The following is a 15912-nucleotide window of genomic DNA, read 5'->3' on the forward strand; positions in this document are numbered from 1 at the left end:
AGGAAGGTTTTCACTTGTTACAATGCTTAAAGCGCATACACTGGTGTAGGTCCGATAGTTGACAATTTCTAAAAGGGACACGTTTTGCATCGTCGAGTGGAAAAAGTTCAACTTTTCTAATTGAAAGGGGTTTCCTATACTAAATGTGTAAATGATTGCGCTTGCAAAAAAAGGAGAGGTGAGGATGAGAGAAGTACAAATACTGACGGCATTAAGAGAGCACGACTACTTGAAAATCGATCAGTTGGCAAAAATGATTGGTGTTTCCTCACGGACGATCCGCAATGATCTGCAAGAGCTATCAGAATTACAGCAAGGCTTTACTATTGAAAAATCTCCAAAGCTGGGTTGTCGTTTGGTTATTTCGGATGAACAAAAATTCTCAATGTTTTTATCGGGATTTTCCGAGGTTCCGATCGAGATGCAAAAAGATCGGATCGAATCTTTGCTGAGTTTACTGTTGATCGATGAAAATTATCAGACGGTGAAACACCTAAGTAATGAACTGCTGGTTAGCGGCAGTCAAATAAAAAAGGACCTTTCGAAACTTGAATTATATCTGAAAGGCAGCTCGTTAATTTTGGAGCGCAAAGCGCATTACGGCATCCGCATCATTAGTGAGTTAAAAAATCGTTTTTTGCTATTACTGGATTGTTATAGGAGAGGCAATGCAAAATTGCTGGAAAAACTGGAGGGCGCCTTTACTCTTGAAACACAAAAACAGTTGAAGGATAACCTCTATCATTTAATCCGCGGTCACGACTGGGAAATTGATTATGTGGAATTTCGTCGGCTGGAAGAAGAACTATTCTTACTGCTGTTGATTAAAGAGAGGTCAGAAACGGCAGATATACCGAATTCCTTGTTAACAGAGGTTCTCCAAGGAACGGTGATCACTACACCTACTCAAAAAGCGATTCATGACTATTTTGAAGCCAGTCTATTAGCGAAAACGAAGAAGCTGGAGATTCTTAGCAATAAACAATTGTTGAAAGAAGAGATCACCAACTATTTTCTTCAAATGGATGAACAGCAGCACACGCATTTTTCGACGGATCATGAGTTTTTGGATCTTGTTTATCTCCATGTTGCGGCATTGATCGAACGTTCAAGAAAGAACGTAAATTTCAGCAATCCCTATTTGGAGGATATCAGCAAGGATTATCCGGTAATCTTTAATTTTGCGGTGATGTTTTCGAAATGGCTGGAGGAAAAGTTTCAATTGAAGATTGCTTCAGATGAGGTTGGTTACCTAGCGACCCATATGACAGTTCCTTATCACAAGTGGCAGCAAACGTTGATCGAAAATATTTATCGGATTGCCGTCGTATGTTCCTCTGGCGGCGGGATGGCCTATCTAGTAGAAATGAAGCTGCGGCGGATTTTCCCAAGAGCCAAGATTCAGACTTTTTCGATGTTTGAAATAGAGAAGATTCAGGAGTATTTCCCGGATTTGATCTTTTCGATTATTGAGCTGACGATCGAAGTAGATTGTCCCGTGATCTTGATGAGTGAGATTCAAAGCGAACTTGATTATTTGGAGGTCAGTGAAAATCTTAGTCTTCTAAAAAGCGATGAAAACTTTTCGATCGAACGGGCTTTCTTTGATTTGTTTTCCGAATCACTGTTTCGGATTGAACAGAAGCGGAGCTATTCTGACATCTTGATTGCATTGGCAGATCAAGTGGAGGCGAAGGTCGGATTTGCAGGATATAAGGACTCATTGATGGAACGCGAGAATTATTTATCCACGATTTATCAACATGGCGTTGCGATTCCCCATCCATTAATCATGTCAGGTAAGGAAAATCGCGTGGCGGTTTGTTTATTGCCAGAAGGAGCCAGTGGAACGGAGCGTGAAGCCAGAATCATTTTTATGGTCTCTTTAAAGGCGGAGGAATTAGACATCCATCAAATTATTTCAAAAGAGTTGAGCAAGCTAATGAACCATCCAGCCGCCATCAACGCACTGGTGGAAAGTAAAGACTACCACGAATTTTACTATACATTAAAGCGAGTTTTAGGAAGAAGGAAGCAGAGTGAACATTGATTTTTTGAGAAATCTATCGAATGTGGATGGGATCGCCAGCAATGAAAAAGAAGTCCGGCAAGCAATTTTAGCAGAATTAGCAGAATTGCCTTATGAAAAACAGACAGACGGACTTGGCAGTCTGATCTTTAGCAAAAAAGGCCAAAGTCCTAAGAGTATCATGATTTGCGGGCATATGGATGAAGTCGGCTTCATGGTGCGCAGTATCAGTCATTTAGGTTTGATTCATTTAATGGTGGTTGGCGGTGTCAAACCAATCGCTCAGCATTTGCAAAAAATCCGTATCACGACCTTTGACGGCAAAAAAATCAGCGGGGTCATTAATGGCGAGTATCGCGATGGGAAAACGGAAAATCTTTATTGTGATATCGGCGCAACAACGGCGGAGGAAGTGGCCGATTTAGGGATCGAAGTCGGCAATATGGCATGTTACGCGACAGAGTTTGAAGCATTCGCAGTGAAGGATATCTACGCTGGAAAAGCCTTTGATGATCGGTTGGCTTGCTTTGTGATGGGAGAATTAATGAAGCGCTTCGCAAATGTTGAGCTGCCATTAACCGTTCAATTTGCCAATACTAGCAGTGAAGAAGTCGGCATTCGCGGGGCGAAGACGGCGGTTCAAGCAATCAATCCAGACATTGTTTTCGTGATTGATGTCGCGACCTTTAGTACCGAATTCGTCCGAGATCACACGAATCAGCGGCAAATCGGAAAAGGACCGATTCTAACCCATTTTGACCGAACCTTAGCACCGAATTTAGAAATGGTCCATTACGTTAAAGAAACGGCCAAAAGTCAAAATATCCCGTTGCAATTGGATATGTTCAATTCTGGCGGAACCGATGGCGGAGAAGCCCATAAGGTAAACGAAGGCAAGCCAACAGTCGTTACGATCTTGCCGGTTCGCTACGGACATTGTGCTTATTCGATCGTGAATAAACGAGATATAGCGCAAATGATCGATCTGTATGAAGCGTTAATCAAAAATTTTACGGAAGAAACGTATCACCGCATGGTGGACTTCATTTAAAGGGTGCCAGTCCAACTTTGTCAGTTTGTCAAAAAGATGAGAGAGTTCAGATTTTTAAAGCCGAAACTTTGAAACAAAAGGTTTAGTTGAATGGTATACGGCGAGAAACTAAACCTAATTTTTGAAAAAAATTATTACATTAATATGAACAAGGAGATAGAACAACATGACAAAAGAAGAACAAGAAATCGTCCAATTGATCTCAATCGCTGGCGAAAGCAAAGCTAAAGCCTTTGAGGCGCTGAAATGTGTCAAAACCAAAGATTATGACTTGGCTAAGGGACTGATCGAAGAATCCCGCAGCCTTGATTTAGAAGCCCATAATATTCAAACGGAGCTAATTTCTCGTGAGTTGAATGAAGAGGTGGAATCTTCGAATGTTGGATTATTGATGGTTCACGCACAAGATCATTACATGACCAGTCAATTGGCTCGTGATTTGATCGAAACACTTATTTCAGTATTGCAATAATAAAAAAATAAAGATAAAGGGGTAAAGAACATGAAAATTTTACTATGCTGTGCCGGAGGCTTCTCGACAAATATGTTGATGCAAAATATGCGGAAGGTAGTGCAACAGAGTGCCAAGTTGAACGATGCGGACTTTGATTTTACCGCGATTCCGGCGGATTCTATCGAAAGTCAAATTGATGGCTGGGATATTGTTTTAGTTGGCCCGCAAATCACTCATAAAATCGACTTTATCAAATCAATTCTTGAACCGCGAGACATTCCTTATGCCGTGATTGATAAAGATGTTTATGGACAAATGGATGGCGCAACCGTAATGAAGCTTGCGTTAGTGACGCATAAGAAACATCAGCTAGCTAAACAAGTCGTTTAATTATATCTGAGGAGGAATACTATGTTCGCAAAATTTGAGGCTTTTATGAACCGATTCTTCGTCCCATTAGCGCATAAAGTTGATAATCAACGACACTTAAGTGCGATCAAAGCCGGGATGGTTGCCATGACACCATTTACTATTTTAGGAAGTTTCTTTGCGATTCTGCCAGCATTACCAAATATGCTGGGGGAGTCCAACTCTTTTAGCCAGTTTATTTTGACTAATGCTGAGCTTTTCAATCTGCCAGTTACCTTATCGACAGGGTTGATCGGATTGTACGCTTGTGCGGCGATTTCCTATAATTTGGGGAATCATTACAAATTATATATTCCTGGTGCGGTGACTTTATCGCTATTCGGCTTTTTGTTTATGACTGCTGTGTTTGATGAAAATGGTCTGTTGGATATTACGAACTTTGGTGCCAAAGGGTTATTCACGGCAATGTTCGTGGCGTTGATTACGGTGGAATTATACAATTTCTGTAAGAAGCACAACATGACAATCCGAATGCCAGAAGGGGTACCAGATTTTGTTTCCAAATCCTTTGAACTGATTCCAGTTACTTTGATTGTAGGCGGAACCTTTATCCTCGGACGTTTTGCATTGATGCAAACGGCTGGAGAACTTCCACCGACGATCTTAACTCGCTTCTTGTCGCCGTTGGTTGGCTCAATGGACAATCCTTGGTCAGTGCTGGCGCTGAATTTCTGTATTTGTTTGATTTTCTTTTTTGGGATTCATTCATCGGTTTTCAGTCCGATTACTCGTCCGATCATGGTGGCATTTATTGCCGAAAATATTACGGCTTTTCAAGCAGGTCAGCCGATTCCGCATTTCTATACGGCGGGAGCATCAAGTGCCTTCTTCGGCTTTACGGGTTGCGGTATCTCGATTGGCTGTGTCATTGCTTGTCTGGTTTCGAAATCCAAACGCTATCGCCAAATCGGAAAAGTCTCACTGTTTCCAGCCTTGTTCGGGATTAATGAACCCATTCTCTTTGGTGCACCGATTATTTTGAATCCCTTGATGTTTATCCCGCATGTCTTTGGCGGTGCGATCATTGGAACGTTGCCAATGTTCTTTATGCATTGGGGCTGGTTGAACAAGCCAGTCTTTGACCCGCCGTATGTGGGTGTTTTCCTAGAGGGCTTTTTAACAAATGGTGATTGGCGAACTATTCTAGCTAACGCATTGCAATTGGTTCTAGCCGTCGCGATCTATGTCCCATTCTTCAAGGTTATGGAACGGAATGAGTTGAAGGACGAAGCGAAGAAAAAAGAACAGAAAAATATCTTCGACCAAGGCGATACCGATATTTTGGATGGTTTGGACTTAGACTTCTAGATTGGAGTATTACAGATGAGAATTGAGAAAATCCAACAGCTTTTACAAGAGTCGGGGAAGGACGCAATCATCATCAAAAACCGTGAGAACAAAAAATATTTTGGCTCGTTAGGAGGCAGTGGCATCTATCTAGTTGTCACGCCTTCTTCACAGGTACAGTTTTTTGATGGTCGTTACCGGCAGGAAATAAAAGACTTAACAAATGGCTTTGAAAATTTCGAAGTCCCGCAGGGCAGTTATCTGCCAAAGATTTTTGATTGGCTGCAACAACAGGGGATCAAGCAATTAGCGATCGAGCCGAATGGATTGTCGATCCAGGAGTATCGTGCGTTTTCGGAAGAATTTGCCGTCGAGATTTGGTCGCATCAGCTTCAAGAAATCCGTGCGATCAAATCAGCGGAAGAAATTCAACTGATTAGAAATGCCTGTGCCTTAACCGATGAGATTTTTGCTGAATTAGTACCGGAAATCAAAATCGGCATGCCAGAAAATGAACTAGGAGCGTTGATTCATTATCTTTCATTGAAAAAGGGTGCTTCAGCGATGGCCTTCGAGCCGATCGTTGCCAGTGGTCCCCGCAGCGCGTTGCCACATGGACGCCCAACAAAACGAGCGTTTGAACAGGGGGATTTTATTACGATTGATTTTGGAATCGTCTTGAATGATTACCAGTCAGATATGACGCAGACCGTGATGCTAGGCGAGGCTGATAATGAATTACAAACGATTTATCAAGTAGTGAAAGAAGCGCAACAAGCAGCTTCGGACTTTATTCGTGAAGGCGTTACTGGTCAGGAAGTCGACGCGGTGGCTCGTAAGATCATTACTGAAGCTGGTTATGGCGACTATTTCAGTCATGGATTAGGGCACGGAATCGGCATGGGCGGCGATGTGCCGATCTTGAATCCGAAGAGTCAAATGGTGTTGAAGGAAAATATGGTGATGAGCGTTGAACCGGGGATTTATCTGCCGGGGATTGGCGGTGTGCGGATCGAGGATGATGTCGTGATCCAAAACGGTGTCGGAGTCGCCTTGAATCAAACAACGAAGGAATTAGTGAGCGTAGGTGAATGCTATGTATGATTTGGATAAGGTGATCGACCGCAAACAAGGCAATGCCCGTAAATGGAGCAATGAAGTATTAAAGGAGAAATTCGGCTTAGACGAAGACGCGATTCCGATGGATTTAGCGGATATTGATTTTGAAGTTGCACCCGCGATCCAAGCGGCCCTCATGAAACGGGCGAGTATCGGCGACTATAGCTATTCCTATGTACCGGATGAATTTTATCAGGCGGTGATTGATTGGAATCAGCGGCGCTATGAGACATACATCGAAAAAGAATGGATCAAGCTGACCTTTGGGACAGTTTCAACACTTCATTATATCGTGCAGGCTTATACCGAAATAGGTGACGGGGTTCTGATCAATACGCCTGCCTACGATCCTTTTGCGGAAGCCGTAGAACATAATCAACGAACACTTTTTTGCAGCTCACTGATTAATCGCGACAATCGGTATTATCTTGATTTTGCGGATATGGAACGACAAATGCAGGAAAATAAGATCAAGCTATTTATTTTTTGCAGTCCGCAAAATCCTTCTGGTCGCATCTGGACGAAGGATGAACTGTTTCGTTTAGCAGAATTATGTATTCGTTACGATGTTCTCCTGGTTTGTGATGAGATCCATCGCGATATCGTCTATAAAGGACAAACCTTTACATCGATTTGGAATGCCCATTCTGAGATCGCGCAGCATAGTGTTTTGTGCCTGTCACCGAACAAAGGCTTTAATCTAGGTGGCTTAAAAACCTCTTATGTGGTGATCCCGAATCCGCAAATTAGAGAAACACTGCTGGACCAATTACAAAAAAATTCCATCACCTCGCCCCATGTCTTTGCTGTACCGGCAATTGTGGCCGCCTACAATGAAAGTGAAGCGTGGCTGGATGAGATGATCGATTATGTGGCAGAAAATATGCAAATCGTTTACGATTTCTTTACGGAAATCCCAGAAGCTAAAGTAATGTCGGCCGAATCATCCTTCTTGGCTTGGATCGATGTTCGCAAGTGGTTTAAGGACGAGACAGACATGCAGGAATTCTTCCGGCGAGCGAATTTAACGATGGTCGTTGGCAGCTATTTTGTTCAGGACGGCGAAGGGTTCGTTCGTTTGAGTATCGGTATGCCAAGGGAATTGTTGTTGGAGGCATTAGGGCGGATCAAGAAAGAATATGTTCGAAGCATGGCGTATGCTTAATTTTCGAAGACTAGCGCATTTTTTAAGATGCTCTGGTCTTCTTTTTGTGCTCCTTCACTAGAGCATCGCCGACTTCTGTGGTACAGTGAGTCAGTGTGAAACTTTAGAGGAGGACAAGATCCTATGCGAAATATTAAATTAACGATCGAATACGACGGCAAGCGCTATTTAGGCTGGCAGCGTTTGGGGGATTCAGAAAAAACGATTCAAGGAAAGATCGAGAGTGTGCTCGCGCAAATGACCGGCGAAAAGATCGAGATTGTTGGTTCAGGACGAACAGATGCGGGTGCGCACGCTAGAGGGCAAGTCGCGAATTTCAAAACGAATTCGGAAATGGCTCGTAATGAAATGCTGACCTTCTTCAATCGGTATTTGCCAAGCGACATCGTAGTGAAAAAGGTTGAAGAAATGCCGGAGCGCTTCCATGCACGCTATAACGTGAAGGGCAAGCAATACAGCTACTACGTTTGGAATGATCCGATCCCAACCGCTTTCGAACGCTATCATAGTTTTTACGTGCCCCAAACACTGGACATGGAGAAAATGAATGCCGCTTGTGAGAAACTACTAGGAACCCATGATTTCATCGGTTTTTCGGCATTGAAAAAAACGAAGAAATCCACCACGCGGACAATAGAGAAAATCACGATTGAACGTGAAGGCAGTATGCTGCACTTTACCTTCGTCGGTAATGGCTTCTTGCACAAAATGGTACGGATTTTGATGGGAACGATTTTGGCGATCGGTGCTGGAAAACTGCCGATAACTATCATCGATGAGGTGTTAGAAAAGAAAGTTCGCCAAGAGGCGGGAGAAACGGCTCCGGCGCAGGGACTTTTCTTAGACGAAGTTTATTATTAATTGTAAAACTGGTTTTGGACGCTTTTGTGTCTGAAGCCAGTTTTTTTCGCTGCTCGCTTCCTTTCTCGCCTATAATGAATATATATGACGGGAAAGAGGGATCGTAGATGAGAAAGCTGTTCTTAGTTTCGTTGTTTCAAAACGTTTCAGGATTATTGAAATCGGTTGAAGAAGTGAAGGGCAAGACCGTAACCTATATTCCAACGGCCAGCAAAGTTGAGAAGCTCGGCTTTTTTATCCGCATCGGCAAATGGGCCTTGCGGCTTAGCGGAATGAAGGTAGAGGAACTAGAAATTTCGCAAGCAAGGTTTGAGCAGATTCGAACAACGTTAGCAAAAAATGACATCATCTTTGTAGCCGGAGGGAATACCTTTTTCCTGCTTCAGGAATTACGCCGAACAGGAGCGGACCAGCTAATTATTGAGGAGGTAAACAAAGGGAAGCTGTATATTGGAGAGTCGGCAGGTGCGATCGTTGCTTGTCCAGATATCGGTTATTCTTCTAGTATGGATGATCCGAAAAAGGCTGCTGACTTGACTGATTACACTGGCTTGGGTTTGGTTGATTTCTACGTGGTTCCTCATTATCAGAGTCGGGAATTTAAGGACTCTTCCGAGCAGATGGTGCAAGAAAATCAGGCACAGAAAAAATTAGCGATCATCAATGATCATCAGGCGATTTGGGTTTGGGATGAAGGGGTTGAAATTCTAGGCAAGCGTTAATCTATGAAAAGTTTTTATGGATGACTTAAGGCTTCAATAAAAAACGTATTGCTTTCTAGCGCGTTAGATGATAAAAACAAGCTAACGACTTTTTGAAGGAGAAAACTATGAGGATTGATAATATTTTTGAATACTTGTATGAATTTCATCAACAGCACCCTATAACTGTCCATAATTTAAATGGCTGTACAGTGAAGGATATTTGTACAGCTAGCAATTATGCTCGAACGGCGGTTAGTGAGGACTTATCAAAGTTGACCAGCACTCATCAGGTGATTAAAGTGAAATCACGTCCAGTGCTATTTTTTGCTCGCTCAATTTTGGAAAAGGCCTTTTCTTTTTCTCCTCGAAAAGATGAATACGCTTCATTGACCGAACTTGAAGGAGAGATTCATCAAGAAATGGAGAAAAAGGAGCAGCTAAAGCAGGAGTTTCGAAGTAATCCTTTTTCAAAAGTCATTGGCTACGATGGAAGTCTAGCAGATAGCATCAAAAAACTGAAGGCAGCTGTTTTATACCCGCCAAAAGGCTTGAACATTATGCTGACAGGGGAATCTGGTGTTGGAAAGACCTTATTAGCAGAACATTTACATGAGTTTTTCGAGTCGAAGACTGAAACAAAAGTACCGTTCATTTATTTTAACTGTGCGGAATATTTCAATAATCCTGAGCTATTAACTTCTCATTTATTTGGCTATAAAAAAGGTAGCTTTACAGGAGCAGACAACGACCATCAAGGATTGGTTGAATTAGCAGATGGAGGCTTTTTCTTTTTAGATGAAGTCCATCGTTTGACCAACGAAGGGCAAGAAAAGCTCTTTACTTTGTTGGATAAAGGGTACTTTACCCGAATGGGGGAAGCGGAGAAGCAACGGCATGTGTCCATCAAATTTATTTTTGCTACGACCGAAGAGCTGGAAAAGACCTTTTTGAAAACTTTTTTACGTCGAATTCCAGTCAGTCTGCATATTCCCAGCTTATCTGAACGTTCCATCAAAGAGAAGATCCAATTGATTCTGACCTTTTTCATGGAGGAAAGTCAGGGGATTCAAAAAGATATTTTTATTTCTTATAATACATTGAAATATTTGGTCTTCTCCCAATATAAGGCAAATGTTGGTGAACTGAAATCAGAGATCCAATTTATTTGTGCTCAGGCGTATCTCGATTCCATCGATTATGAAACCCATGAATTAAAAATTGATCTTCCATTAGGTCTGCTAGATGAAAATATTGTAGACACGAAGAACATTGTCGTATTGAACGAGTACGTTCCTAGTCGCGGGATCAACATTAAACATGATTATTTTTATCATCATGTGGATCAGTTGCTGCAGGTGAAGGATAAGCAGAATGATCGATTTTATAATTTCTTATTAAAGGAATATACCGATCTTAAGAATGTCAATATTTCTTCAAGAGATGCAGTTGCGATTATGCAAAACAAGCTGGATCAGCTTTATGATATGGATCTGTTTAATCAAGCATTTTCAGAGGAGCAGGATATTAATGAGCAGTTCTTTAGCCAAATCAATCAAATCATTCAATATATCGAACAAGAAATGGCTGTTCTTCTGCCTGAAAACTTGAAAGATGTTTTAGCGGCCCATATCTATTCTAGCGTCTTTTACTCAGCTCAGATACATGAAGACTTTTTTGATCTGACGAAAAATATTTTTTCTGGAAAAATCGAGAATTATCAGTTGGCGGAAAAAATTGTTCATTATATTGAGGATTATTTTTCTTTAAAACTGCCCAATACGGAGATTATTTTTTATGATTTATTCATCCGTAAAACCAAATCCACGGATCGCCGCTATGAGCTGGATGAAAAATGCGGGATCGTGGTAGTTGCTCATGGAAATGCAACGGCTTCTAGTATGGTGGAGTACACGAATGTGCTCTTTTCAACCAGTTTGATGAATTCAGTCAACATGCCGATCAATCAGTCGGTAGAGGAAACGTTGGATAAGGTGCGCCATGTCGTCCAGGAGAATGGTTATAGCAAATTAATCCTAATGGTCGATATTGGTTCGTTAGTTTATTTTGGGAATGTTGTCAGTAAAGAATTTCAAATTGAGGTACTTTTGATTAGCAATATCAATCTATTAACACTTTTGGAGGTCGCTCGTGAGGCGATTTATGAATCGACTAATTTTGAGTACCTATTGCCAGTTCTAAAAGAGAAGAATCATAAGGCGCTGATTTGCCGAAAAGGAAATTTTGAGGATTCCAAAGTTCTAGTAATTTCTTGTCTAACGGGGCTAGGTACAGCATTAAAAATTGAAAAGCTACTGCTTAATACCTTTCCGCAGGAATTGTTGACCAATGTGCGAATTATTACACTTGAGAAAAAAGAGCTGGAGAATCTCAGCCGCTTACTTTCTTTTGTTCATGAAGATGAGAAGCTGGTTGGAATCATTGGAACTGTGAAGACGGAAATTCCAGATATTCCCTTTGTTTCGCTGGATAATTTATTGTCGGATCAAGGAATCAAGTTAGTCTTTCAAATGTTAGGCTATGATCTAACCAAAGATGAGAATCAAGCGGTATTAAAGAAGGTTTCGGCTAAGTATATTCAAGGACTGTCGATCGAAGCCATTACGGATTTATTAAGTATTTTAAATCCTAAAAGCATCACAATCGAATTGTCTAAGATTTATTCGGACATCTGTATGCAGACGAAAAAGAAAAGTGAGGAAAAAAGACTGCTGCGTTTCATCATTCATTGTGCTTGTATGATCGAACGGCAGATCCAACATCCGGAATATGACCACACCTCTTATGAACTGTCATATCGGGAGCTGCCAGAACTGGCATCTGTCATCAAAATGGCGTTTCGACCGATCGAAGTGTCATACAATGTCATCATTCCGCCTCTTGAAGTCAAATATATTTATGAATTGTTGTTTGAAGTTAGTGTGTAAAACACATGAAATAGCCCTTTTCCTGAAGGGTTATTTTTTTGGCACAGCAATTGCTTTATAGGGAAGTGAATACAATGTAAGCGGAAGTGAGGAATGAGGGTATGGTAAAACAACCAATTTTAATTTTGACTCATAATGGTTGGGGATTGGAATTGTTGAAAAGTGTTCAGATGATCGTTGGTGAAATCAGCAATGTTCATGAAGTGGCGTTAAACGCAGAAGATTCTTTACCGGAATATTTAGAACGAGTCAAAACACAAATTGAGCAATTAGAATGGCAAGAGAATCTATTGATTCTAACAGATATTAAAGGCGGGACTCCGAGTAATGTAGCGTTGCGTTTGTCGAAGGATTATAAAGTTGTCGCTATTTCAGGCTTGTGTGCATCGATGTTGCTAGAAGCTGTAATGAAACAAGAAACGGGCGGCTTTACACGGGGGATAGCCCAAGAGATTCACAAGGCGGTCGTTGATAGTTGTCAACTGTTGGAATTACCAATTAAACAGTAAAGGATGAGTAAAATGTCAAAAATTGTGTTAGCTAGAGTAGATAGCCGCTTGATTCATGGACAGGTGGTGACTAAGTGGTTGCAGCAATCAGCAGCTAATGAAATCGTCGTTGTCAGTGATGAGCTGGAGCAGGATGAGTTTTTACAAAGCATTTATTTAATGGCAGCACCTCCAGGCGTAGAAGTGATTATCAAAGGCACCGATTCGGTAAAAAGCTATTGGGAAGAAGCAACGGCGAAAAGTAGTAAGATATTATTCCTGGTTCCCGATTTAGTTACATTAAAAGAAATGGTCGAAGCGGGAATTGTCACAGAAGGTGTTCAGGTGGGTGGATTAGGAGGTGGACCTAATCGTAAAAATGTCGTGAAGAATATTAATTTATCCGAAGAGGATGTAGCGATTTTAGAAGGGCTGTTAGCTAAAGAAATCAATGTGTATTTCCAAGCGATTCCGGAAGAAAATCCGGTGCCGATCCAAAAATTAATTGAAAAATATAAATCATTATAAAAGGGGCGTATAAACGATGGGTGTTCTAGGTATTTCGATTGTAATGGGTTTGTACTATTGGTTTGCGAGATTGCGTTTTGGATATACCTTTTCCGGGATGTTGTCTCAGCCGCTTTCGGCGGCGTTAATTGCAGGGATTGCGACAGGTAAATTATCTGAAGCAATGGTGATTGGTGCGGGGATTCAGTTGGTTTATTTGGGTGTAACTTCGACACCAGGCGGCAATGTTCCCAGTGATCCGGCTTTAGCTTCGGCGATTGCGATCCCGATTGCTTTAGGAGTAGGAATGAACGCGGAGGCAGCGATTGCTTTGGCAGTGCCATTCGGTGTGTTAGGCGTATTTATGGATCAGCTTCGTCGGACGATCAATGCAACATGGGTTCACATGGCGGACAAATATGCAGAGGATTTAAATTATTCAGGGATTTATCGCGCAGCGTTTTTATATCCTGCACTTGCTGGTTTTGTTATTCGTTTTCCTCTTGTATTTGCGGCGAATTTCTTCGGTCAATCGATCGTCAATCAAATCTTGGATGTCATTCCAAAATGGTTGATGCACGGTTTCGAAGTGATGGGTGGTATCTTGCCAGCGCTTGGATTTGCCTTGACCATCATGGTGATTGGCAAGAAACATTTAATCCCTTATTTCTTGATTGGCTTTGTCGCGGTTGTTTACTTCGGCGCGGAAGTCATGGCTGTAGCAATTATCGGTATTTGCGTAGCATTCTTGGTTCGGAATAAAGCATTAGAAGAGGAGGCGGCTGCATAATGGAACAAATGACAGAAAAAAATGAACAGCAATTAGAGCAAAAGAAAATTACCAAAAAGGAATTGTCTCGCTCCTTTTGGATTTATCAATTGGGTTGTGAGTTATCCAACTCTTACGAACGGCTGCAAAGTTTAGTTTTTTGTGCCTCAATGATTCCGGCGGTCAAGAAATTGTATGCCGATGATGAAGACGCGCAACGAGAAGCATTGAAACGCCACCTAAACTTTTTCAATACAGAAGGCACGATCGGTTCTTCTATTCAAGGGATCGTGATTGCAATGGAGGAAGAAAAATCCAATGGTGCGGCAATCACCGATACCGCGATTACATCAATTAAAACCGGTTTGATGGGACCTTTGGCAGGGATTGGCGATTCAATTATTTGGGCAGCGGTGATGCCGTTGATTATCTCGATTTTTATTCCGATGGCATCAAGCGGGAATGCGATTGGTGGAATCGGACCGATTGTGATTTATACCGCAGTTACTATGTATATCAGCTGGTTGTTGATCAATAAATCGTACACATTAGGTCGTAACTCGATTTTAAGCTTATTGAAGGATGGCAAGATCAAGCAGGTAATTTATGCGGCGAACGTCTTGGGAATGATGATGATGGGAGCGTTAAGTGCTAGTTACGTAAATATCACAAGCCCAATGAAATTCAAAGTTCCAGGCGGCGCAACCATTATTTTGCAGGATATTTTTGATCAGATCGTGAAAGGCTTGTTGCCGTTGACTGCGGTATTTGCTATCTACTTCTTTATGGTCAAAAAGGGACCGAGATACGGCATTATTATCGGTACGATCGTGGTGATCAGTATCGTCGCTTCATTCTTCGGATTATTATAAGACAATTGAAGGTGTAAACATGATTAGCTATGAAAAATTTGGTTTAAAAGAAGTGATCAATGCTTCTGGGCGAATGACGATTTTAGGAGTATCGAAGGTATCGGAAAAGGTGTTGGAAGCACAACGATTTGGTGGTGAACATTTCTTTGAGATGAGCGACTTGATGGTTCAAACGGGGAAGTACCTTGCTGACCTGTTGAAAACGGAAGATGCGCAAATTGTCTCCTCTGCTTCGGCAGGGATCGCCCAATCTGTGGCTGCCATAATTGGAGAAGGAAGTCTTTATCACGTGTATCATCCTTATACAGCGAAGATCACGAAAAGAGAGATTATTATTCCAAAAGGCCACAATGTGGATTATGGCACCCCCGTGGAAGTCATGATCCAGCAAGGCGGCGGAAAAGTTGTAGAAGCTGGCTATGCCAATATGTGCTCTGCAAACCATCTGGAAATGATGGTGACGGCAGAAACAGCGGCGATTTTGTATATAAAAAGCCATCACACCGTTCAAAAAAGTATGTTGAGTGTTGAAGAAGCAGTTGAAGTAGCTCAAAGACATGGACTTCCATTGATCATAGATGCAGCGGCTGAAGAAGATCTCTTCAGTTATATCCAAGCAGGAGCGGATCTTGTGATCTATTCAGGAGCGAAAGCGATCGAAGGCCCTAGTGCCGGCTTGATCATCGGTAAGCAGCAATATGTGGAATGGGTGAGGTTACAAAGCAAAGGAATCGGTCGATCCATGAAGATCGGGAAAGACAATGTTTTAGGTTTTACCCAAGCAGTTGAGGATTACTTAGCTCACGGAAGTGAATCGGGAAAAGCGATGAAGCAACGATTGGCTCCGTTTATCTCAGCGGTGAATCAAATTCCAGCTTTAGAAGCAAAGATCGTACAAGATGGTGCAGGACGAGACATTTATCGGGCAAGTGTCAAAGCATTGGAGAAAAAATCAGCTAGACAGATTATTACCGAACTGAAGGAAGAAAATCCAGCGATTTATACCCGGGAATATCAAGCGAATAATGGCATTATTGAGTTTGATATCCGCTCTGTCAACGAGCAGGAGATGGAGAAAATCGTTCAGCGTTTACTCGAAATCATGGAATAAAAAGTCTAGTGGTAATAAGTCAAGAGTAAAGTAACACGTTTTCTACCCTAAAGAACTGAAAGAAGGTGCACTCAAAAAAGCCTAGCCTAATGAAGCGTTTTCACAGGCTGAGTTCAAAGAG

Annotated in this window: 15 protein-coding genes; all 15 read left to right on the forward strand. The window is 41.8% G+C overall.

Annotated features, from left to right (window positions below; all coding sequences use genetic code 11):
* Positions 1-184 precede the first annotated feature (184 nt).
* The 15 genes from KQI58_RS15585 (at position 185) to KQI58_RS15655 (ending at position 15791) form a co-directional block, all read left to right on the forward strand.
* Positions 185-2050, forward strand: coding sequence for a BglG family transcription antiterminator (locus KQI58_RS15585; protein WP_216409960.1), 1866 nt, complete (start codon positions 185-187; stop codon positions 2048-2050).
* On the forward strand, positions 2040-3080 hold the full coding sequence (gene ypdE / locus KQI58_RS15590) for an aminopeptidase (RefSeq protein WP_216409961.1): 1041 nt from the start codon (positions 2040-2042) through the stop codon (positions 3078-3080). Before KQI58_RS15585 ends, ypdE begins: the two co-directional genes overlap by 11 nt.
* 166 nt (positions 3081-3246) lie before the next feature.
* Positions 3247-3552 (forward strand): PTS lactose/cellobiose transporter subunit IIA, encoded by a 306-nt coding sequence (locus KQI58_RS15595; protein ID WP_216409962.1) that lies wholly within the window; start codon positions 3247-3249, stop codon positions 3550-3552.
* A gap of 30 nt (positions 3553-3582) precedes the next feature.
* Positions 3583-3924, forward strand: a complete 342-nt coding sequence (locus tag KQI58_RS15600; RefSeq protein ID WP_216409963.1) for a PTS sugar transporter subunit IIB — start codon at positions 3583-3585, stop codon at positions 3922-3924.
* A 21-nt stretch (positions 3925-3945) separates the two neighbouring features.
* Positions 3946-5271: a PTS sugar transporter subunit IIC gene (locus tag KQI58_RS15605; protein ID WP_216409964.1), complete on the forward strand. Its 1326-nt coding sequence runs from the start codon at positions 3946-3948 to the stop codon at positions 5269-5271.
* A gap of 15 nt (positions 5272-5286) precedes the next feature.
* Positions 5287-6354 (forward strand): M24 family metallopeptidase, encoded by a 1068-nt coding sequence (locus KQI58_RS15610; protein ID WP_216409965.1) that lies wholly within the window; start codon positions 5287-5289, stop codon positions 6352-6354.
* Positions 6347-7534 (forward strand): MalY/PatB family protein, encoded by a 1188-nt coding sequence (locus tag KQI58_RS15615; protein ID WP_216409966.1) that lies wholly within the window; start codon positions 6347-6349, stop codon positions 7532-7534. Before KQI58_RS15610 ends, KQI58_RS15615 begins: the two co-directional genes overlap by 8 nt.
* A gap of 123 nt (positions 7535-7657) precedes the next feature.
* Positions 7658-8395: a tRNA pseudouridine(38-40) synthase TruA gene (gene truA, locus KQI58_RS15620; RefSeq protein ID WP_216409967.1), complete on the forward strand. Its 738-nt coding sequence runs from the start codon at positions 7658-7660 to the stop codon at positions 8393-8395.
* 107 nt (positions 8396-8502) lie between these two features.
* Complete coding sequence (locus tag KQI58_RS15625; RefSeq protein WP_216409968.1) at positions 8503-9117, forward strand: Type 1 glutamine amidotransferase-like domain-containing protein; 615 nt, start codon at positions 8503-8505, stop codon at positions 9115-9117.
* A 107-nt stretch (positions 9118-9224) separates the two neighbouring features.
* Positions 9225-12044, forward strand: a complete 2820-nt coding sequence (locus KQI58_RS15630; protein WP_216409969.1) for a sigma 54-interacting transcriptional regulator — start codon at positions 9225-9227, stop codon at positions 12042-12044.
* A gap of 101 nt (positions 12045-12145) precedes the next feature.
* On the forward strand, positions 12146-12553 hold the full coding sequence (locus tag KQI58_RS15635; protein ID WP_016179666.1) for a PTS sugar transporter subunit IIA: 408 nt from the start codon (positions 12146-12148) through the stop codon (positions 12551-12553).
* A 12-nt stretch (positions 12554-12565) separates the two neighbouring features.
* Positions 12566-13060, forward strand: a complete 495-nt coding sequence (locus KQI58_RS15640; RefSeq protein WP_016179667.1) for a PTS system mannose/fructose/N-acetylgalactosamine-transporter subunit IIB — start codon at positions 12566-12568, stop codon at positions 13058-13060.
* Positions 13061-13076: 16 nt separating this feature from the next.
* A complete protein-coding gene (locus tag KQI58_RS15645; protein ID WP_016179668.1) occupies positions 13077-13829 on the forward strand; it encodes a PTS mannose/fructose/sorbose/N-acetylgalactosamine transporter subunit IIC in 753 nt (250 codons plus the stop codon).
* Positions 13829-14680: a PTS system mannose/fructose/sorbose family transporter subunit IID gene (locus KQI58_RS15650; RefSeq protein WP_016179669.1), complete on the forward strand. Its 852-nt coding sequence runs from the start codon at positions 13829-13831 to the stop codon at positions 14678-14680. The genes KQI58_RS15645 and KQI58_RS15650 overlap by 1 nt, the downstream gene beginning before the upstream one ends.
* A 19-nt stretch (positions 14681-14699) precedes the next feature.
* Entirely contained in the window at positions 14700-15791 is a 1092-nt protein-coding gene (locus KQI58_RS15655) for a DgaE family pyridoxal phosphate-dependent ammonia lyase (RefSeq protein ID WP_016179670.1), read from the forward strand.
* Positions 15792-15912 lie beyond the last annotated feature (121 nt).

The organism is Enterococcus raffinosus (genome assembly GCF_018917525.1).
GTDB classification, from domain to species: Bacteria; Bacillota; Bacilli; order Lactobacillales; family Enterococcaceae; genus Enterococcus_A; species Enterococcus_A raffinosus_A.

Coding starts and splice junctions, on each gene's coding strand:
- KQI58_RS15585 (WP_216409960.1), top strand. CDS start 185: ATGAGAGAAGTACAAATACTGACGGCATTAAGAGAGCACGACTACTTG.
- KQI58_RS15595 (WP_216409962.1), top strand. CDS start 3,247: ATGACAAAAGAAGAACAAGAAATCGTCCAATTGATCTCAATCGCTGGC.
- KQI58_RS15600 (WP_216409963.1), top strand. CDS start 3,583: ATGAAAATTTTACTATGCTGTGCCGGAGGCTTCTCGACAAATATGTTG.
- KQI58_RS15605 (WP_216409964.1), top strand. CDS start 3,946: ATGTTCGCAAAATTTGAGGCTTTTATGAACCGATTCTTCGTCCCATTA.
- KQI58_RS15610 (WP_216409965.1), top strand. CDS start 5,287: ATGAGAATTGAGAAAATCCAACAGCTTTTACAAGAGTCGGGGAAGGAC.
- KQI58_RS15615 (WP_216409966.1), top strand. CDS start 6,347: ATGTATGATTTGGATAAGGTGATCGACCGCAAACAAGGCAATGCCCGT.
- truA (WP_216409967.1), top strand. CDS start 7,658: ATGCGAAATATTAAATTAACGATCGAATACGACGGCAAGCGCTATTTA.
- KQI58_RS15625 (WP_216409968.1), top strand. CDS start 8,503: ATGAGAAAGCTGTTCTTAGTTTCGTTGTTTCAAAACGTTTCAGGATTA.
- KQI58_RS15630 (WP_216409969.1), top strand. CDS start 9,225: ATGAGGATTGATAATATTTTTGAATACTTGTATGAATTTCATCAACAG.
- KQI58_RS15635 (WP_016179666.1), top strand. CDS start 12,146: ATGGTAAAACAACCAATTTTAATTTTGACTCATAATGGTTGGGGATTG.
- KQI58_RS15640 (WP_016179667.1), top strand. CDS start 12,566: ATGTCAAAAATTGTGTTAGCTAGAGTAGATAGCCGCTTGATTCATGGA.
- KQI58_RS15645 (WP_016179668.1), top strand. CDS start 13,077: ATGGGTGTTCTAGGTATTTCGATTGTAATGGGTTTGTACTATTGGTTT.
- KQI58_RS15650 (WP_016179669.1), top strand. CDS start 13,829: ATGGAACAAATGACAGAAAAAAATGAACAGCAATTAGAGCAAAAGAAA.
- KQI58_RS15655 (WP_016179670.1), top strand. CDS start 14,700: ATGATTAGCTATGAAAAATTTGGTTTAAAAGAAGTGATCAATGCTTCT.